The following is a 17,807-nucleotide window of genomic DNA, read 5'->3' as shown; positions in this document are numbered from 1 at the left end:
GTCCGGCGGGCGGGGTGGTGGGTGTGCGGCGGGTGTGCCGGCGGGGCCGTGCGCTTTCAGGGGCGCCAGGGGATGCGGTGTTCCGCGAGGCGGGCCGGTACGGCGTGGTTGGCCTCCCAGCCGTCCGGGCTGTGTCTGTCGGCCGCCTCCGGCGGCATGCCGGACTCCGTCCGGCGGGCGGGGTGGTGGGTGTGCGGCGGGTGTGCCGGCGGGGCCGTGCGCTTTCAGGGGCGCCAGGGGATGCGGTGTTCCGCGAGGCGGGCCAGTACGGCATGGTTGGCCTCCCAGCCGTCCGGGAACTTCACGACCGTGCCCAGCTGGACCGGCTCGGTGGAGGGGTAGTCGTCCAGCAGCTCCGACACACCCGCCCGGCAGACCACGATGCAGGCGTGACGGTGCCGCGAGGCGAGCACGCACAGCCGTCCGGTCTCCAGATGGAACGCCGTCGCGTCGGGCCGGCCGGAGAGCGGGTGGAGGACCACCGTGACGTCGAACTCCCGGCCCTGGAGACGGTTCGCCGTGTCGACGGTGACATCGGCCGCGCCCAGCTCGGCGAGCGCCGCCCGCACCGCGGCCGCCTGGTCGCGGTGGGCCGTGCCGACCGCGATCCGGTCGGCCGTCACGGGCGCCGGGTCGGCGGACCGCTCCGAGAGCGCCGCTCCTCCCCGGTCCAGCAGACGCCGCACCACCGCCGCCACCGCGCGCACCGCCTCCGGGTCCGTGCGCGGGGTGTGCCGGGCGGGCAGCTCCAGCAGGCCCCAGCCGGACTCCGCCGCCTCGTCGATCACCCGGTCCGGGCCCGAACCGTCCGACGGCACGGCGAACGTCAGCCGACGGTCGCCGTGGTCCGTGCCGCTGCGGAACGGGGTGTACGGGTAGAACGCGTCCGACACCAGCGGCGCCGCCGACGCGGGCAGCCGCCAGGACACCGGAAGCCGGTGCTGCGGCAGACCGGGGTTGTGCGCCAGCAGCGTCGTCACCGCGGAGGCCGAGGGGTCGTACGACAGCCCCGCCCACTGCTCGCTGCCGACGATCGCGAACGGGTCGAGCTGCCCCGGGTCGCCCACGAACAGCGCCCGCTCGAACAGCCCGGCCACGGCCAGCAGCCCGTCCGAACGCATCTGGTACGCCTCGTCGACGATCGCGTGCGGCCAGGGCTCGTCCACCTTCACATGCGCCCACTTGGCCGCCGTGGAGATCACCACCGGCAGGCCCGCCAGGTCTCCCGCCTTCGCCGACTTGCGTACGTTCGCCAGGTCGTCCAGCGCCTTGTCGTACGGGTCGGAGTCGCTGCTGTGCAGGCGCCCGACCGGCAGCCCGGGGCTCTTCTCGGCGAGGCGCAGCACCAGGTCGTCGACCTGGGCGTTGGTCTGCGCGACCACCATCAGCGGGCGTCCGGCGTCGGCCAGCTCCAGGGCGGCCCGCACCACGAGGGTGGACTTGCCCGCGCCGGGCGGGGAGTCGACGACGACACCGCGGTCGGTGCCGTGCAGCGTGTCGTGCAGGATCGCCCCGGTGGCCCGGGCCGCGGCGGCGCCGGGGTCGAAAGCGGTCTGCGTGCTCACAGGACGTCCTCCTCGGTGACGGGGTCGGCCACCGGCACGGGCTGCTCGCCGGGCGGCCCGCCGTGCGTCCAGGGCGTGTTCTCCGGGTCGGGCAGCTTCGCGCCGCCGCGCTGCTCGTGCTCGAACACGGTGAAGCAGAGCCGGTCGCCCTTCTCCGGCACCGAACCGGCCTCCGGCTCCTTGCCGCGGCCCATCTTGTCGAGGACGCGGACCACCACCAGGGCGCCCTCCTCCTCGTACCCGACGAACTCCGCGGTCTGCGGCCTGCCGTCCAGCGAGCGGTGCACCCGCGCCCGCTCGCCCAGATGCGGCCGGTCGTCGGTGCGCAGGGTGACCAGCGGGCGGGGGCTCGGCCGTCTGCCCTCGGAGTACGTCATCACCACCTCGACGACCTCCCCGGCGAACGCCTCGCCCGCGAGCCGCCGCCCCGCCATCACCAGCGGGTCGTCGAGCGCCTCCTGCGCCTCCAGCCGGGCCTGCTCGCGCTCGCGCGCGGCCAGCTTGTTCGCCGCCGTCACCGCGTCGTCGCGGCGCGGCTGCGGGGGCTCGCCGGCCAGGACACGGTCGCGGTGGCCGGTGAACGACCAGCGGTCACGCGTCCAGCGCTCCTGCGCACGCGCCGCCTCCGGCAGGGCCCGCAGCAGGTCCAGGCCCCGCCAGACCGCGTCCCAGGTGGGGCGGGTGCGGCTGAGGACGAGGGCGCGGATCTCCTGCTCGGCCGCCGTGAGCTCCCCGAGCCGGTCGTCGGCCTGGAGGCCGTCCTGGGCGGCCGCGAGCGCGCCGCGCGCCCGGTCGTAGCGCTCGATCGCCGGCGCGAGCAGCCTGTTGTCGAACACCGGGTCGGTGGCCGGGCCCGCGGGCGGCCACTCCAGCTGGCCGTCGGCGTCGCGTGCCCCCTCGGCCCGCAGCGCGGCCTGCGCGCCGGTCATGCCCTCGGGCGGGTCGATCCAGGACAGCAGGGCGCCCAGGTGCTGGTCCTCCAGCACGGACTGCCCGGTCGCCCAGTGCCGGGCCAGCACCTCCGTCAGCGCCAGCAGCAGCGAGGAGCCCGGCACCCGGGCCCGCTCCCCGAAGTGGGTCAGCCAGCGGCCCAGCAGCGGCATGCGCGGCGGTGCCGGGTACGGCGTCTCCGGGTCCTGCTCGGCGGTCCGTCTGAAACGCATCGAACGGCCCAGCAGCCGCACGTACTCCACACCGGCCCGGCTCGGCACGACCAGCTGCGGCGCGTCCGCGCACAGGTCCACCTCGACCTTCACCCGCCTGCCGGTCTCCGGGTCGGTCTCCGTGCGCTCGGCGGCCTCCACGGTGTCCGCGTACGACTCGATGTAGGGCAGGACGGCATCGGCCAGGTCGGCGAGGAACGCGGCCCTGAGGTCGCGGTCGCGCGGCTGCGGCACCACCAGCAGCCGGGGCGCGTCACGGTCGGTGCCCACCAGTGCGCCCAGCGGGGCACCCGCCTCACCGGCGGTGGTCAGCGGCACGAACACCAGCGGCCGCTCGGCCAGATGCCGGTGCCGGACCGTGGCCAGCGGCTGTGCGACCCCGGAGTCGACGGCCTCCAGCCGCGCGAGGGTGGCGATCAGCGACATACGGCGGCCTCCCGCCGTCCGGACGGGGTGGTCAGCGGCATACGGCCGCCTCCGTGCCCGCCGTCCCCGCCCCGTGCAGCGCCTCCGCGCGCAGCCGTGCCGCCCTGCGCAGCGCCGCCACCGTCGGGTCGTCCGGATCGCCGGTCCGCCCCCGCGCGGCCGCGAGGACGTCGGCGACCGTCGTCAGCGCGCCCAGTTCGGCGCGGACCGGGCGGCCCAGCGCGGTCACCGCGTCCGCGGCGCGGGCCCGGTCACGGCAGTGGAAGGCCAGCTCGCAGGCGGCCAGGCACTCCGGCGCGTACGCCGCGGGGACCGAGGCGACGGCCGCCGCCAGTTCCCCGGCGGGCAGCTCGGGGGAGAAGCAGATCCCCTCGGGCAGGGCGTCGGCGATCTCGTCGAGGCGGGTCAGCCGCGCCAGCTGGCGGCGGGTGACCGCGCGCTGCTTGCGCACGTCGACCGCCGAGCCCGTGGGCTGGTTGGAGAAGTCCTTGGGGCACACCAGCAGCACGCGGGCGTGCACACGCGGCGCCGGGTCCAGCCGCGCGGCGACCTCCTCCAGCGCCAGCACGTACACCGCCGCCTGCCGCGCGGCCGCGCCCACCTTCGACGGGTCAGCCGAGCCGTCCAGCATCGGGAAGGACTTGATCTCCACGACCGACCAGGAGCCGTCGGGGTGCACCACGACCGCGTCCGGCTCCAGGAAGGCGGGCGAACCCGCCACGTCGAGCGCGAGCATCGGGTGGTCCAGCAGCGTCCACCGGCCGGGCGACGCGGCCGCCTCGCGCAGCGCCAGCGCCGTACGCGCGGTCCGCCCCTCGGGGCCCGGCGCCGACAGGTCAGGCACCCACGCCCCCTGCGGCGGCTCGGCGCCCGGGTCCAGCCGGTGGTGCACCAGCCGCAGCAGCTCGGCGCCGCCGTCCGCCTTGACCTTCGCCTCGAAGGCGTTGCCGCGGGTGAGCGCGAACTGGGACTGGCCGTAGCCCGAGGGGGAGCCGAGCGCGCTCGCCAGCGCCGCCTTGTCCACCCCCGCGCCGTCGAGGATCGCGCGTCGGTTGCACCCGGGGTTGGCGGCGAGGGCCGCGAGGGCGCGGGCGTCCAGTGCCCTGGCCGCGACCTCGGGTCCGCGCAGCTCAGCGAGCCGCTGCCGGAGCCCCGTCGCCCGCGTCCGCGGGGGAGGTGTCCGGCTCGGCTCCCGTGGGGAGGGCGGACTCGCGCTGCCGTGGAATTCGCTCACCCGCCGAAGTCTCGCACCCACCACTGACATTCGAGGCATGTGTGCTCTCGGACGTCCGCGGGAACCGGCCGGAGCGGGTCGCCGTGAACGCGCGGACGCGGTCCGCCGCACGCAGCACCAGCGGGGTCAGCAGCAGGCCGACGCCCATCACGGCGGCGCCCGCGGCCGCGTCGAGGAAGTAGTGGTTGGCGGTGCCCATCACCACGATCGTGGTCACCAGCGGGTAGACGACCCCGGCCGTCCTCGCCAGCGGGGTGCGGCCGTGACGCCACAGCATCACCCCGCACCACAGCGCCCAGCCCACGTGCAGACTCGGCATCGCCGCGTACTGGTTCGTCAGGCCGCCCATGCCGCGCGGGGCGCTCGCCTCGCCGCCCCACCAGCCGTACGAGCTGTACTGGGCCATCGTGTCGACGAAGCCGTGGCTCGCGTCGAGCAGCCGCGGCGGGCAGGTCGGCAGCAGCGAGAAGCCGATCAGGCCGAGGAACGTCGACGTCATCAGCCAGGTCCGGGCCGCCCGGTAGCGCACCGCCCGCGACCGGAACAGCCACACCAGCAGCACGGGGGTGACCAGGTAGTGCAGCGAGGCGTACCAGAAGTCGGCCGGCACACCGATCCATGCCTCACGCGTGAACAGCCGGTTGAGCGGGTGCTCCGCGTTGAGGTACAGGGCCTTCTCGATGCGCAGGATCGCCAGGCCGTGGTCGACGGCCGTGGAGACGTCGTCCCGGGCGAGAAGCCGGCCGGCCGAGTAGCAGGCGTACACCAGCAGTATCAGCGGCAGCTCGGTCCACCAGCGCAGGCGGTGCGGCGGAGCCGTCTCCCCGCGCAACCTCTCGGACTGCGGCATCCGATCGCCCTCCCCCTGTCTCCACGCGGCGCCGGCCGCCCGGCCGGTCACTCTACGGTGTACGCCACGCCTGCGTGGGCCCCCGGCCCTCAAAGACGCAGTCCTCGCCCCCCGGGTTGCCCCGGCCCGGTGTGCGCGATGATGGAAGGACCCCGCCCCTGGTCCCCGCCTGTGGCTCTCCCCGAAAGGTCCCCCATGGCACCGCGCATCCTGCTGGCCCGGCACGGACAGACCGAGTGGTCGCTGTCCGGGAAGCACACCGGCCGCACGGACGTGCCGCTGCTGGAGGAGGGCCGGCGCGGCGCCAAGCTGCTCGGCGAGCGGCTGCACCGGGCGCCGTACGAGGGGCTGGCCGGTGCGGAGGTGCGCACCAGCCCGCTCTCCCGCGCGAAGGAGACGTGCGAGCTGGCCGGCTTCGGCGACCGCGCGACCACCTGGGACGCCCTCATGGAGTTCCACTACGGCGCCTACGAGGGCATGACCCCCGCCGAGATACAGGCGATCCGCCCGGGCTGGCTGATCTGGCGCGACGGCGTCCCGGACGGCGAGACCCTCGCCGAGGTCGCCGCCCGCGCGGACGAGGTCGTCGCCTGGGCCCGTGAGGCCGACCGGGACGTCCTGGTCTTCGCCCACGGGCACATCCTGCGCTCCATAGGCGCGCGCTGGCTGGGTCTGCCGATCGACTTCGCCGCCCGGATCCGCCTCAACCCGACCTCGCTGTCGGTCCTCGGCTGGGCCTACGGCGAGCCGGCCGTCGAGAGCTGGAACGACCTGGGGCACATCGCGGGCTGACCCCCGCCCGCCCCGGTCTCACGCGGTGCGCGGCGTCGAGGCGTGCTTCTCCAGGAACCGGGACACCCCCGAGGCACGCCGGTGCGGCAGCAGCACGCGCGCGGTGCCCGCGAGCATGGTCTGGATGCGCGAGGACTGGACCTCGCCCAGCAGGTCCAGCACCCGCAGACCGGCGGCCGCCGCCTCGTCCGGGCGTCCCCCGCGCGCGAGGTCGTCCGCCAGTTCGGCCGTGTACAGGGCGATGTTCCGGGTGAAGTGCGGGTCCTGCAGATGCGCCGCCCGCGCCGCGTGCCGGGCCGCGCGCGGCCAGTCGCCCAGCGCGGACCAGCACTGCGCCTCCAGGCCCTCCAGTTCGGCTTCTCCGTAGAAGCTCATCCACTCGGGATCGGCGTCCGAGGGGCCCCGCTCGTAGAGGGCCTGTGCCCGTGCGAGGGCCTGGTCGCAGCCGGTGCGGTCGGCGAGTCCCGCCCAGCCGCCCGCCTCCCGCAGCGCGAGCAGCGACATCAGCCGGGCGGAGCCGAGCGGCCGGGCGATGCGCTGGGCTGCCTGCGCGGCGCGCACCGCCTCACGCGGACGTCCGGTGTCACGCGCGAGGAACGCGGTGTTGCAGAAGGCGTGCGCCTCCAGGCCCGCGTCGCCGGTCACCCGGGCCGTCGCGAGCGCCTCGGCGTAGTGCGAGCGGGCGTCGTCGAAGCGGCCCGAGTCGTGCGCCAGCCAGCCCACCGAGATCGCCAGCTCACCGGCACCGCAGTGGAGCCGGTCGGTGGTCGCCTGCCGGGTCGCGCCCGCGTCCAGCAGCGCGTACGCGGCGCGAAGCGGGGCGGCCGCGCGCCGGTAGAGCCCGTCGGCGCCGTGCCGGTCGTCCAGCAGCCGGATCCTGCGGACGGCCTCCTCCAGGGCGCCCGCCTCGCTCGACCCCACCCGGCGGACGGGGCGCGGCGCGGCCGTCGCGTCGAGGGCGAGCCCGAAGGGTCCCAGTGAGGCGGCGGCCACCGTGGCGCCCCCGCCGGTCATGAATGCGCGACGCAGCACGTCGCTCTCCTCGTGGTCGTACGTCTCGTAGGGGTCCTGCGTGTCATACGGATCGCGGGCCCCGGGCGTCTCACCGCCGGGATCCGGGCCCGGGAGCGGCACGGGGGGGTCCGGGAAGGGCAGCGAGCCGCGCCCGCGGACCGCCGAGCGCGGGACGAAGCCCAGGTCGGTGAGCGTGCGGCCGGGGAACATGTGCAGGAACACCCGCTCGTACGCGTAGTTGGGGCAGCGGATCTCACCCGCCTCCACCCGCCCGATGTAGCGCGCGTCACAGCTGACCTGCTCGCCGATCTCGCGGGCGGCCCGCCGTACCTCCGCGGCGAACTCGGCCGGGGAACGCCGGCCGCGCAGCCGGCGGAAGGCGAGGTTCGGCCGTGGCGGCCGATGGGGCTGGGACGAGGTCACCGTGGACGACGTCATGGCCGGGTCCTCTCGTGCGAACCGTCGAACCATGCCGGACGCCGGGCGACTTGACTGATTTGTCACAGTGACGCCCTGTCTCCGGCGGGCAAGAACGTACCTGTTGCGAGAAGCCCGCCACGTGGTGTTTGGCTACAAACCGGATATCTCATCCAGGATCTGCCATGAACTGCCATCCTTTGCGGCTGACTTTCGCCGTAGCCGTTGACACCGCCCGGCGTTGAACCCTGCGGACCGGGAGCCGCCCGACTCCCGACCCGCACGAACGAGGAGGTTCGTAGTGGAGGCCGGGATGCACGCCAGTACGCCGTCGACCGTCACGCCGTCCGCCTGGGACCTGGTGACCGTCCCGGCGAGGCAGGGCCTGGAGGCGGTCGACATCCTGCGCCGCGGGACCGGGGACGGGATCGGACCGGTCCTCCACGACGACGGCTGCGGCACCCTCGGCTTCCTGGTGCCGCCCGGCACCGCCGCCGCCTGGGACGTACCCGGCAGCACCTGCACCCGCACCGACGGGCGCGGCCTGAGCCTCGTCGCCCCCGAACCGCCCGTCGAGGGCTCCGACTGGCTCCTCCCGCCCGGCGAGGCCGACCTCGCCACCGACCCCGCGGTCCTGCGGGCCGCGCTCGGCGAGGCGGCGCGGATGATCGAGGCGGCGGACAGCTGCCGCTAGGGCCCTGGTGCTGTGAGCGGGGCGGCTCCAGGGCGCGCGAGGTCCGGGCGGGTGCTGGGACAATGGCCCCATGGGAAAGCCCAGGAACCCCCGGCGCGGTCGGGCCGACGCCGAGGCCGTCGTCGAGGCCGTCGACGGCGGGCTCGCCGAGCTGATACCCGACCGGGACCGGGCACGGGCCTGGACCCTGCTGATCGACGGCGCGCCGCAGTCCCACGTCGACCTCGACGACCCCGCCCATCTCTCCTTCGAGTACCAGCGGCGCCTCGGCCACGTCGTCGACCTCGCCGCCCCGCCCGGCCGGCCCGTCCACGCCGTGCACCTCGGCGGAGGCGCCCTCACCCTCGCCCGCTACGTCGCCGCGACCCGGCCCCGATCCACCCAGCAGGTCGTGGAGTTCGACGCCCCGCTCGTCCAACTGGTGCGCCGCGAGCTGCCGCTGGAGCCGGGCGCCCGCATCCGGGTGCGCTCGGCCGACGCCCGCGAGGGACTCGCCAAGGTGCCGGACGGCTGGGCCGACCTCGTCGTCGCCGACGTCTTCAGCGGCGCCCGCACCCCCGCCCATCTGACCTCCACGGAGTTCCTCGACGAGGTCCGGCGCACCCTCCGGCCGGGCGGGCTGTACGCCGCCAACCTCGCCGACGGCCCGCCGCTCACCCATCTGCGGGGCCAGATCGCCACCGCCGCCTCCCGGTTCGCCGAGCTGGCGCTGATCGCCGACCCCACCGTGCTGCGCGGCCGGCGCTTCGGCAACGCCGTCCTCGTGGCCGCGGACCACCCCCTGCCGCTGGCCGAACTGACCCGCCGTACCGCCTCCGACCCACACCCGGGCCGGGTGGAACACGGCCGGGCCCTCACCGACTTCGCCGGAGGCGCCGTACCCGTCACGGACGCGGCCGCCGTGGCCTCCCCGGCGCCGCCGGCCTCGGTGTTCCGCTGAGCGTGTTCCGCCGGGCCGGCCCGCCGTGGGCAGGTGCCCGGCAGACGCCCTAGTAGGTGCCGACCTCCACCCGCGGCGGGCCGTCGTGCCAGGTGCAGAACACCGACACCCGCTCCGCCCCGGCGCTGAACTCCACCCGGATCCACGACTCCGTCTTCCACACCTGCATCGACCAGCCCGTCTCGGGCGTCGCCGTGACCAGCGTCGCGTAGGAGTCACGCAGGTCGAACACCGCCCGCCCGCCGTCGGTGGCATAGCTCTTGACCTGCCCCGAGGAGGGCGTGGGGGAGGGGCCGGGAGCGGTGGTGGCCGAGGACGGGGCCGGCGAGGACGGCGGCGCGCTCGTCCCGGCGGGCTCCCGAGGAGAGGGGGAGGAGGCACTCGCCGGCGGACTCGGCGACGGCTGCGGGCGGTGCGTGCTCGACGAGGACGCCAGCGGCTTCGACTCCTGCGTCGTCGCGTCCGCCGAGATCGGCAGGGCGCGCGGCGGGTCGTACGCCGTGCTGTCCAGGACCGTGCGCACACCCCACCACGACAGCGTGACCGCCGCGCCCGTGGCGAGCGACCAAGCCAGTGCGTGTACGAGTCCTCTGCGCATCGCGGGCCATACTGCCTCACCCGCCCCACGGGTGTCGCCCCGCCGTCCACAGTGCCGCGGTTGTCCACAGGCCCTCTTGCGCCTCACCCGCATGGCGTACGGTGCGGCGCATGGCAAGTGTGCTCGTCGTCGAGGACGACCCGTTCGTACGCTCGGCGCTCATCCGGCAGCTGACCGACGCCGCCCACGCGGTGCGCAGCGTCGGCACCGCGCTGGAAGCGCTGCGCGAGGTCGCCCATCACCGTTTCGACGTGGTCATCCTGGACCTCGGCCTGCCCGATCTGGACGGGTCCGAGGCACTGAAGATGCTGCGCGGCATCACCGACGTCCCGGTGATCATCGCCACCGCGCGGGACGACGAGACGGAGATCGTCCGCCTGCTCAACGCGGGCGCCGACGACTATCTGACCAAGCCGTTCTCGGTCGAGCACCTCTCGGCGAGGATCGCCGCCGTGCTGCGCCGCTCCCGCGCCGCCGCCGGGGAGAGCGCGCCCTCCAGCGTGCTCCGGGTGGGCGGGCTGACCGTCGACCCGCTGCGCCGCCAGGCCGCGCTGGACGGCGTCGGCCTCGACCTCACCCGCCGCGAGTTCGACCTGCTCGCCTTTCTCGCCGGCCGCCCCGGTGTCGTCGTCCCGCGCCGTGAGCTGCTCGCCGAGGTGTGGCAGCAGTCCTACGGGGACGACCAGACCATCGACGTCCATCTGTCCTGGCTGCGCCGGAAGCTGGGCGAGACGGCGGCCAGCCCACGCTATCTGCACACCCTGCGCGGTGTCGGCGTGAAGCTGGAGCCGCCCGGAGGGGAGCCGCTGCGATGAGGTGGGCCCTGGTCAAGGTCTCGCTCGCGGTCACCGCGATGGTCGTGGTCGCCTTCGCCGTGCCGCTGGGCCTCGTCATCCGCGAGATGGCCCGCGACCGCGCCTTCTCCAGCGCCGAGCGGGACGCCGCCGAGATCGCTCCCGCGCTGTCCATCACCACCGACCGCGACAAGCTGGAGCGGTTCGTCGCCTCCGCCGGCTCCGACGCCGGCGGCACCGCGCTGCACATACCCGAGGCCGACGGCGCCCCGCCCGTCGAGATCGGACGCGGACGGGCCGCCGCCGAGGACATCGAGGCCACCCGCAGGACGGGCCGCGCCTCCGTCGCCGGGGCGCCCGGCGGCTCGGTTCTGCTGCAGCCGGTCGCGCTCAGCTCCGGCCGGATCGCGGTGGTCGAGGTGTACGTCCCCGACGCCGCCGTCGGCAAGGGCCTCGGCACCGCCTGGGCCGTGCTCGCCGGCGTCGGACTCGCCCTGATCGTCGGCTCGGTGGCCGTCGCCGACCGGCTGGGGGTGCGCATGGTGCAGCCCGCACAGCGACTGGTCCGGGGCGCGCGGGAGCTGGGCGAGGGCAGACTGGGCGCCCGGGTGCCCGAGGAGGGGCCGACCGAACTGCGGCTGGCCGCGGTCGCGTTCAACTCCATGGCCGACCAGGTCGTCCAGCTCCTCGCCAACGAGCGCGAACTGGCCGCCGATCTCTCCCACCGGCTGCGCACCCCGCTGACCGTGCTGCGGCTGAACGCGGCCTCGCTGGGCGACGGCCCGGCCGCCGAGCAGACCCGGGCCGCGGTCGCGCAGCTGGAGCGGGAGGTCGACACCATCATCCGTACGGCGCGGGAGGCCAAGCCGCAGACCGCCGCCGTGGGCCCCGGCGCCGGCTGCGACGCCGCCGAAGTGGTGCGCGAGCGCATGGAGTTCTGGTCCGCGCTCGCCGAGGACGAGGGCCGCAAGTGGCGGGTGGCGGGCGTGGACCGGCCGGTGCGGCTGCCCGTGGCCCGGGCCGACCTGGCCGCCGCGCTGGACGCCCTCCTCGGCAACGTCTTCCGGCACACCCCGGAGGGCACGGCCTTCGCGGTGGACGTGCACAACGGCGAGGACGCGGTGATCGTCCTGATCTCCGACGCGGGTGCCGGCATACCCGACCCCGACGCGGCCATGGCCCGGGGACGCGGCTCCGGCAGCGACGGCTCGACCGGCCTCGGCCTGGACATCGTGCGCAGGCTCGCCGAGTCCACGGGCGGCGACGTACGGATCGGCGCGTCGGTGCTGGGCGGCACCGAGGTGCGGATCTGGTTCCAGCCGACCGGCCCCGAGGGAACCCCCGAGCGGCGGCGCGGACACCGCGGCTCCGTGCGACGGCGCAGAGCCACCTCCCGCCGTCCGGGCCGTCTGCGCCGTCTGCGCCCCGGCCGACCGGACACCTCGGACCCCGGCCGACCGGACGCTCCGGACCCCGGCCGACCGGACGCTCCGGACCCCGGCCGACCGGACACTCCGGGTCCCGGGCGACCCGGCGTCCTGCACCAGGGGCAGTCCGACGGCGACGCTCGGTAGTCCTCGGCGGACCTCACCGGTCTCGACCTTTAACCCGCCCCGATCCCTTCCTTAAGCCCGCCCTAAGATCCTGAACCCCCGCCCGGATCAGGTAGTTTGCCGGATTCTGGCCCGCTAGCGTGCTGCCGCACCCAGCCCTTGAGGCACCCGAACAGCAGAAGGCAGACACGCGATGAGCACGCACCGGCGCAGGATCGGCGGCAGGACCAAGGCGATCGGCGGGCTGGTCGCCGCGGCGGTGGTCGGCGGCGGCGCGTTCCTGTTCACCGGCACCGCCCAGGCCGCGGGCGTCGCCGCCGCGTACACCCGGACCAGTGACTGGTCGACCGGCTACACCGCGCAGTACGTCGTCACCAACAACAGCGGCCAGAAGAAGGCCGACTGGAAGCTGGAGTTCGACCTGCCGGCCGGCGCCGGGCTGGGCTCGCTGTGGAACGCGGAGTCGAAGGTGACGGGACAGCACGTCACCGTGACCCCGCCCAAGTGGGACACCGACGGGCTCGCGGCCGGCGAGGCCGTCACCGTCGGCTTCGTCGTCAACGGCACGGCCGACCCCACCGGCTGTCGCGTCGACGGGGCCGCCTGCTCGACCGACACGGGCGCCACCCCCGAGCCCACCGGCCGCCCCACGCAGTCCCCGACCCCCACCGCGACCCCCTCGCGGACGGCGACCCCCACCCCGACGGCCACCGTCACCGTCACGCCGACCGCCACGGCCACCCCCACCCCGACCCCGACCCCGACGCCCACCGGGAGCACGGGCACCGGCACCCCGGCCGGCGCCGGCTTCGCCCCGTACGTCGACACCAGCCTCTACCCGGCCTACGACCTGCTGGCGAGCGCCCAGGCGACCGGGGTGAAGCAGTACAACCTCGCCTTCGTCACCGACGGCGGCGGCTGCACCCCCAAGTGGGGCGGCGTCACTGACCTGGCGAGCGACGCGGTCGCCGCGCAGATCGGCGCCCTGCGCGCCAAGGGCGGCGACGTCCGGGTCTCCTTCGGCGGCGCGGCCGGCAACGAACTCGCCACCGCCTGCACCTCCGTGGACGCCCTCGCGGCGGCCTACACCAAGGTCGTCGACACCTACAAGCTCACCAAGGTCGACTTCGACGTCGAGGGCGGCGCCCTGCCGAACACGGCCGCCAACACCCGCCGCGCCCAGGCCATCGCCAGGCTCCAGCAGCAGCACCCCGGGCTGGACGTCTCCTTCACCCTCCCGGTGATGCCCGAGGGCCTCACCCAGGACGGCGTGAACCTGCTGGCCGACGCCAAGGGCAACGGCGTGAAGATCGACGCGGTCAACATCATGGCGATGGACTACGGCCCGGCCTACAGCGGCGACATGGGCACCTACGCCGTCCAGGCCGCCACCGCCACCCAGGCGCAGATCAAGAGCGTCCTCAAGCTGTCCGACAGCGCCGCCTGGAAGGCCGTCGCCGTCACGCCCATGATCGGCGTCAACGACGTCACGTCCGAGATCTTCAAGGTCGACGACGCCACCCAGCTGGTCGACTTCGCCAAGTCCAAGGGGATCGGCTGGCTGGCCATGTGGTCGGCCACCCGCGACCAGCAGTGCGCGGGCGGCGCCAAGAACGTCGCCGACGCGACGTGCAGCTCGATCGTCCAGGACAGGTTCGCCTTCTCGAAGGCGTTCGCCGCCTACAACTGACGGCGGCCGCGGCGGAGGAACCTCCGGCCGGCGGAAGAAACGAAGAACCGAAGAACCGTCGGCCGGCGGGAGAACCGGCGGCCGGCCGAAGAACCACCACGGAAAACGGGGAGCGCGCCCCGGCCGGTCTTCCCCCCCACATCCCGGCCGGGGCGCGCACACACGGGCCGCGGTGCGGCCGTCGAGGGTCCGCATCACGGTCAGGGGTGCGGCACCACGACGGTGCCGCACCCCGCCCATGTCAGATCGAGTCCACCTCCGGCAGCACCCCGGTCCGGGCCGCGGCGCCGTACCAGTGGGCGCTCGACTTCGGGGTCCGGGACAGCGTCGCGTAGTCCACGTAGACCGCGCCGAAACGCTTGCCGTAGCCGTAGGCCCACTCGAAGTTGTCCATCAGGGACCACAGGTAGTAGCCGCGCACATCGGCGCCGTCGGTGATCGCGCGCCGCACGGCCGACAGATGGCCGTGGAGGTAGGCGATGCGCTCGGGGTCGTGCACCCGGCCGTCGGCGTCGACCTTGTCGTCGTAGGCCGCGCCGTTCTCGGTGACGTACAGCGGCACGCCGGGCGCCTCCCGGGAGAAGCGCATGAGCAGGTCGTGCAGACCCGTCGGGTCGATGGTCCAGCCCATCTCCGTGCGCTCGCCGGGCGTCTGGTGGAACGCCACGTCCTCCGAGCCGGGCCAGGGAGAGCTCTCGCTCGCGCCGTGGCCGTCGGCGCGCGGGCCCCGGGGGGCGCGCTCGGGGGCGGAGACGAGTGCCGGGGTGTAGTAGTTCACGCCCAGCGCGTCCAGCGGCTGGTGCGCGGTGCGCACGTCGCCGTCCTGGACGAACGACCAGTCGGTGACCGACGAGGTCGCCGACAGCAGCGACTCCGGGTAGGCGCCGTGCAGCATCGGGCCGTGGAAGACGCCGTTGGCCAGGTCGTCGATCCGCTGCGCGGCCGCGAGGTCGGCCGGGTCGTCCGAGAAGGGCCGCACCACCGAGGAGTTGAGGCTGACCGCCACCGAGTTGCGGGCCGGCATCACCGAGCGCAGGGCGACGGTGCCCAGACCGTGCGCCAGGTTCAGGTGGTGGGCGGCGCGCAGCGCGGCCGCGCCGTCGGTCCGGCCGGGGGCGTGCACGCCCGAGCCGTAGCCGAGGAAGGCGCTGCACCACGGCTCGTTGAGGGTGATCCACTGCTCGACGCGGTCGCCGAGGGCCTCGCCGACGATCTGCGCGTACTCGGCGAACCGGTGGGCGGTGTCCCGCACCGGCCAGCCGCCCGCGTCCTCCAGCTCCTGCGGGAGGTCCCAGTGGTAGAGGGTGACCGCCGGCTTGATGCCGTGCGCCAGCAGTTCGTCCACCAGACTGCGGTAGAAGTCCAGGCCGCGCTGGACGGCGGGCCCCCGGCCGGTCGGCTGCACCCGGGACCAGGAGATCGAGAAGCGGTAGGAGTTCAGGCCCAGCTCGGCCATCAGGGCCACGTCGTCGCGGAAGCGGTGGTAGTGGTCGACAGCGATGTCGCCGTGGTCGCCGCCGGCCGTCTTGCCGGGCGTATGGCTGAAGGTGTCCCAGATCGACGGCGTGCGGCCGTCCTCCCGCACCGCCCCCTCGATCTGGTACGCGGACGTGGCCGCGCCCCAGAGGAAGGCGGGAGGAAAGGTCGCCGGGGTCGCCGGCTGTACGGACTCGGGCATGGAAGCGCTCCCATCGGTGGTCGGTGAGACCTGAGGAGGGACAGAGGTAGGAGTGAGGAGGGGAAGGCGGCCGGGGCGGCGGTGGCCCGGCCGGTGGATCGCGCGGGTGCGGGCGTCGGCCCGAGGGCGGCTCCTCGGCCCGGACGGACCGGGGGCGGCGCACCCGGTGCCGTGAGGGCGCCGGGCCCGGAACGCCTCCCGGGCCCGGCCCTCCCGGGGACCGGAGCCACCCCGGAGCCCGGAGCCCAGGGCCCGGGGGTCGGGGGTGCTGTGCGCGCCGGGCCCGGGAGCACCGGGCGCCCCCGGCCCCCGGGAGCGTCGGGGTTCCCTCGTCCCGGCCCCGACGGTCAGGACGTCGGGGACCGGGCTGCGGGAACCGGGACGCCGTACACCGTGCCCGGGTGCTCCGGAGCCGCCCCGGGCCCTCAAGGCGGCGAGGCCCCGGTGCCGCGCCGCCCCCCGGGCTCGCGGGGCGCCGCGGGGTCAGCCCTTGACCGCGCCCTGCATGATGCCGCCCACGATCTGCTTGCCGAAGACCGCGAAGACGAGCAGCAGCGGCAGCGTCCCCAGCAGCGCCCCCGCCATGATCAGGGACTGGTCGGGGGTGTAGCCGCGGCCCAGACCCGCCACGGCGACCTGCACGGTCGGGTTCCCGGTCTGGCTCAGCACCAGGAACGGCCACAGGAAGTCGTTCCAGGTCTGCACGAACGTCAGCATGCCGAGCACGGCCATCGCCGGCCGGGCCGCCGGGAACACCACGTGCCACACCACCCGCCAGCTGCTCGCGCCGTCCACTCGGGCCGCCTCGATGACCTCGTCCGGCAGTGCCTGGAGCAGGTACTGCCGCATGAAGAACACACCGAACGCGCTCACGATCGACGGCAGGATCACCGCCTGGAGCTGGTCCGACCAGTTCAGCTCGGCGACCATCATGTACAGCGGGATCACGCTGAGCTGCGGCGGAACCATCATGGTGCCGATGACGATCAGCATCAGGGCGTTGCGGCCCTTGAAGCGCAGCTTGGCGAAGGCGAACCCGGCGACCGTCGACAGGAACACGATGGTGGCCGCGGACACCCCGGCCACGAACGTGGTGTTGAGGAACGCCTCGCCCAGGTTGGCGTCGGTCCAGGCCAGTTCGAGGTTGTCGAAGAGGTTGGAGCCGAACCAGAACGGCGGCGGGGTCTGCGCCAGGCGCTGGTTGTCCCGGGAGGCGGCGATCGCGGTCCACACCAGCGGGAACAGCGAGACAAGCGTGAACAGCGCGAGCACGATGTACGCCACGGGCCCGGCGTGCAGCTGGCCGCCCGCCCGTGCGGACTTCGGCCGCCGTGTCGGCCCGGCCTTCTGGGCCGGGGGTTTCGTCAGGGTCGTCGTCACGGCCGGTTCTCCTAACTACTGGCGCGCAGCCGGCGCGAGATGACGTAGTTGACGATCCCGATCACGATGAGGATCAGGAACATCGTCCAGGCGATGGCGGAGGCGCGGCCCAGGTGCTGGTTGACCCAGCCCTGCTCGTAGAGGTACAGGCCGAGCGTCTGGAACTGGTGCTCGCTGCCGCCGGACGCGCCCTTGGTCTCGTCGAACAGCAGCGGCTCGCCGAACAGCTGGGAGGCGCCGATCGTCGACACCACACAGGTGAACAGGATCGTCGGACGCAGCGACGGCAGCGTGACGTGCAGGAACTGCCGCCAGCGGCTCGCTCCGTCGAGCGCCGCCGACTCGTACAGGTCCTGCGGGATGGCCTGCATCGCCGCCAGGTAGATCAGCGCGTTGTAGCCGGTCCAGCGCCACACGACGATCGAGGACACCGCGATCTGCGAGGGCCACTTCTCGTTCTGCCAGTCGATGTTGTCGATCCCGACCGTGCCCAGCGCCCAGTTGATCATGCCGTAGTCACGGCCGAACAGCAGCACGAACACCAGCGACGCCGCGGCGATCGAGGTGGCGTACGGGGCGAGCATCGCGACCCGGTAGAAGGTCGAGGAGCGCAGCTTGTAGTTGAGGATGTGCGCCAGGCCGAGGGCCATCAGCAGCTGCGGGACGGTGGAGATGATGCCGATGGTGAGGGTGTTCTGCGCCGCGTTCCAGAAGAACTCGTCGTCGAAGATCCGCGTGTAGTTGCGCAGCCCCACCCAGGTCATGTCCGTCGGCGCGGTCAGTTCGACCTGGTGCAGCGAGGCCCAGCCGGTGTACACCAGCGGGAACAGCCCGAAGGCGACGAAGAGCAGGAAGAACGGGGCGACGAACGCGTACGGGCTCCAGCGCACGTCGCGCTGCCAGCGGCGGGACAGCCGGGCCCGGTGCCGTTCCTGCTCGGGCGAGGAGGAGGACGGGCGGACCGGGGCCGCGCCCCCCTTCACGGGGGGCGCGGCGGTTTCGTGCCGGGTGGCCATGCC

Annotated in this window: 14 protein-coding genes and 1 pseudogene; 6 read left to right on the top strand and 9 right to left on the bottom strand. The window is 74.5% G+C overall.

What is annotated here, in order from left to right:
• Positions 1–224: 224 nt before the first annotated feature.
• Genes ACIQGV_RS05120 through ACIQGV_RS05105 form a run of 4 tightly spaced genes read right to left on the bottom strand, consistent with a single transcriptional unit; the run spans position 225 to position 5,238 of the window.
• Positions 225–1,565, bottom strand: coding sequence for an AAA domain-containing protein (locus ACIQGV_RS05120; RefSeq protein ID WP_402490632.1), 1,341 nt, complete (start codon positions 1,563–1,565; stop codon positions 225–227).
• Entirely contained in the window at positions 1,562–3,154 is a 1,593-nt protein-coding gene (locus ACIQGV_RS05115; RefSeq protein WP_402490629.1) for a hypothetical protein, read from the bottom strand. The genes ACIQGV_RS05120 and ACIQGV_RS05115 overlap by 4 nt, the downstream gene beginning before the upstream one ends.
• Positions 3,155–3,185: 31 nt before the next feature.
• Positions 3,186–4,388 carry a hypothetical protein gene (locus tag ACIQGV_RS05110; RefSeq protein ID WP_402490627.1) on the bottom strand — a complete coding sequence of 401 codons (1,203 nt, stop codon included), beginning with the start codon at positions 4,386–4,388 and terminating at the stop codon, positions 3,186–3,188.
• Positions 4,285–5,238 (bottom strand): phosphatase PAP2 family protein, encoded by a 954-nt coding sequence (locus ACIQGV_RS05105; RefSeq protein WP_402490624.1) that lies wholly within the window; start codon positions 5,236–5,238, stop codon positions 4,285–4,287. Before ACIQGV_RS05105 ends, ACIQGV_RS05110 begins: the two co-directional genes overlap by 104 nt.
• A 195-nt stretch (positions 5,239–5,433) precedes the next feature.
• On the opposite strand from ACIQGV_RS05105, the gene ACIQGV_RS05100 reads away from it, so the two are divergent.
• Complete coding sequence (locus tag ACIQGV_RS05100; protein WP_402490622.1) at positions 5,434–6,030, top strand: histidine phosphatase family protein; 597 nt, start codon at positions 5,434–5,436, stop codon at positions 6,028–6,030.
• Positions 6,031–6,048: 18 nt separating this feature from the next.
• Here the strand turns inward: ACIQGV_RS05100 and ACIQGV_RS05095 are convergent, their stop codons facing one another.
• Positions 6,049–7,482 carry a tetratricopeptide repeat protein gene (locus ACIQGV_RS05095; protein WP_402490619.1) on the bottom strand — a complete coding sequence of 478 codons (1,434 nt, stop codon included), beginning with the start codon at positions 7,480–7,482 and terminating at the stop codon, positions 6,049–6,051.
• A 292-nt stretch (positions 7,483–7,774) separates the two neighbouring features.
• Here ACIQGV_RS05095 and ACIQGV_RS05090 point away from each other — a divergent pair, with 292 nt between their 5' ends.
• A complete protein-coding gene (locus ACIQGV_RS05090) occupies positions 7,775–8,155 on the top strand; it encodes a hypothetical protein (protein ID WP_402490616.1) in 381 nt (126 codons plus the stop codon).
• A gap of 70 nt (positions 8,156–8,225) precedes the next feature.
• Positions 8,226–9,095 (top strand): spermidine synthase, encoded by an 870-nt coding sequence (locus tag ACIQGV_RS05085; protein ID WP_402490614.1) that lies wholly within the window; start codon positions 8,226–8,228, stop codon positions 9,093–9,095.
• A 49-nt stretch (positions 9,096–9,144) separates the two neighbouring features.
• Here the strand turns inward: ACIQGV_RS05085 and ACIQGV_RS05080 are convergent, their stop codons facing one another.
• A complete protein-coding gene (locus ACIQGV_RS05080) occupies positions 9,145–9,693 on the bottom strand; it encodes a hypothetical protein (protein ID WP_402490612.1) in 549 nt (182 codons plus the stop codon).
• Positions 9,694–9,803: 110 nt separating this feature from the next.
• Between ACIQGV_RS05080 and ACIQGV_RS05075 the strand changes: the two genes are divergently transcribed.
• The 3 genes and pseudogenes from ACIQGV_RS05075 to ACIQGV_RS05065 all read left to right on the top strand — a co-directional run bounded on the left by ACIQGV_RS05075 (position 9,804) and on the right by ACIQGV_RS05065 (position 13,730).
• Entirely contained in the window at positions 9,804–10,508 is a 705-nt protein-coding gene (locus ACIQGV_RS05075) for a response regulator transcription factor (protein WP_402490610.1), read from the top strand.
• Positions 10,505–11,899 (top strand): annotated as a pseudogene (locus tag ACIQGV_RS05070) (sensor histidine kinase); the annotation flags it as partial. The gene ACIQGV_RS05075 and the pseudogene ACIQGV_RS05070, both read left to right, overlap by 4 nt.
• A gap of 334 nt (positions 11,900–12,233) precedes the next feature.
• Positions 12,234–13,730 carry a cellulose binding domain-containing protein gene (locus tag ACIQGV_RS05065; RefSeq protein ID WP_402490607.1) on the top strand — a complete coding sequence of 499 codons (1,497 nt, stop codon included), beginning with the start codon at positions 12,234–12,236 and terminating at the stop codon, positions 13,728–13,730.
• Positions 13,731–13,971: 241 nt separating this feature from the next.
• Here ACIQGV_RS05065 and ACIQGV_RS05060 read toward each other — a convergent pair whose 3' ends face one another.
• The 3 genes from ACIQGV_RS05060 to ACIQGV_RS05050 all read right to left on the bottom strand — a co-directional run bounded on the left by ACIQGV_RS05060 (position 13,972) and on the right by ACIQGV_RS05050 (position 17,804).
• Positions 13,972–15,408, bottom strand: a complete 1,437-nt coding sequence (locus ACIQGV_RS05060) for a GH1 family beta-glucosidase (RefSeq protein ID WP_402490605.1) — start codon at positions 15,406–15,408, stop codon at positions 13,972–13,974.
• A 483-nt stretch (positions 15,409–15,891) separates the two neighbouring features.
• Positions 15,892–16,788, bottom strand: coding sequence for a carbohydrate ABC transporter permease (locus ACIQGV_RS05055; protein ID WP_402490602.1), 897 nt, complete (start codon positions 16,786–16,788; stop codon positions 15,892–15,894).
• A gap of 11 nt (positions 16,789–16,799) precedes the next feature.
• Entirely contained in the window at positions 16,800–17,804 is a 1,005-nt protein-coding gene (locus ACIQGV_RS05050; protein WP_402490600.1) for a carbohydrate ABC transporter permease, read from the bottom strand.
• Between the last annotated feature and the right edge of the window lie 3 nt (positions 17,805–17,807).

Source organism: Streptomyces sp. NPDC093094, assembly GCF_044754345.1.
Classification (GTDB): domain Bacteria; phylum Actinomycetota; class Actinomycetes; order Streptomycetales; family Streptomycetaceae; genus Streptomyces.
This window is presented reverse-complemented; position numbering and strand designations above follow the sequence as displayed.

Bases quoted from the DNA above. Each gene is read 5' to 3' on its own strand.
- ACIQGV_RS05050 (WP_402490600.1), bottom strand. From the start codon at position 17,804: ATGGCCACCCGGCACGAAACCGCCGCGCCCCCCGTGAAGGGGGGCGCG.
- ACIQGV_RS05100 (WP_402490622.1), top strand. From the start codon at position 5,434: ATGGCACCGCGCATCCTGCTGGCCCGGCACGGACAGACCGAGTGGTCG.
- ACIQGV_RS05105 (WP_402490624.1), bottom strand. From the start codon at position 5,238: ATGCCGCAGTCCGAGAGGTTGCGCGGGGAGACGGCTCCGCCGCACCGC.
- ACIQGV_RS05060 (WP_402490605.1), bottom strand. From the start codon at position 15,408: ATGCCCGAGTCCGTACAGCCGGCGACCCCGGCGACCTTTCCTCCCGCC.
- ACIQGV_RS05065 (WP_402490607.1), top strand. From the start codon at position 12,234: ATGAGCACGCACCGGCGCAGGATCGGCGGCAGGACCAAGGCGATCGGC.
- ACIQGV_RS05090 (WP_402490616.1), top strand. From the start codon at position 7,775: ATGCACGCCAGTACGCCGTCGACCGTCACGCCGTCCGCCTGGGACCTG.
- ACIQGV_RS05095 (WP_402490619.1), bottom strand. From the start codon at position 7,482: ATGACGTCGTCCACGGTGACCTCGTCCCAGCCCCATCGGCCGCCACGG.
- ACIQGV_RS05080 (WP_402490612.1), bottom strand. From the start codon at position 9,693: ATGCGCAGAGGACTCGTACACGCACTGGCTTGGTCGCTCGCCACGGGC.
- ACIQGV_RS05075 (WP_402490610.1), top strand. From the start codon at position 9,804: ATGGCAAGTGTGCTCGTCGTCGAGGACGACCCGTTCGTACGCTCGGCG.
- ACIQGV_RS05115 (WP_402490629.1), bottom strand. From the start codon at position 3,154: ATGTCGCTGATCGCCACCCTCGCGCGGCTGGAGGCCGTCGACTCCGGG.
- ACIQGV_RS05085 (WP_402490614.1), top strand. From the start codon at position 8,226: ATGGGAAAGCCCAGGAACCCCCGGCGCGGTCGGGCCGACGCCGAGGCC.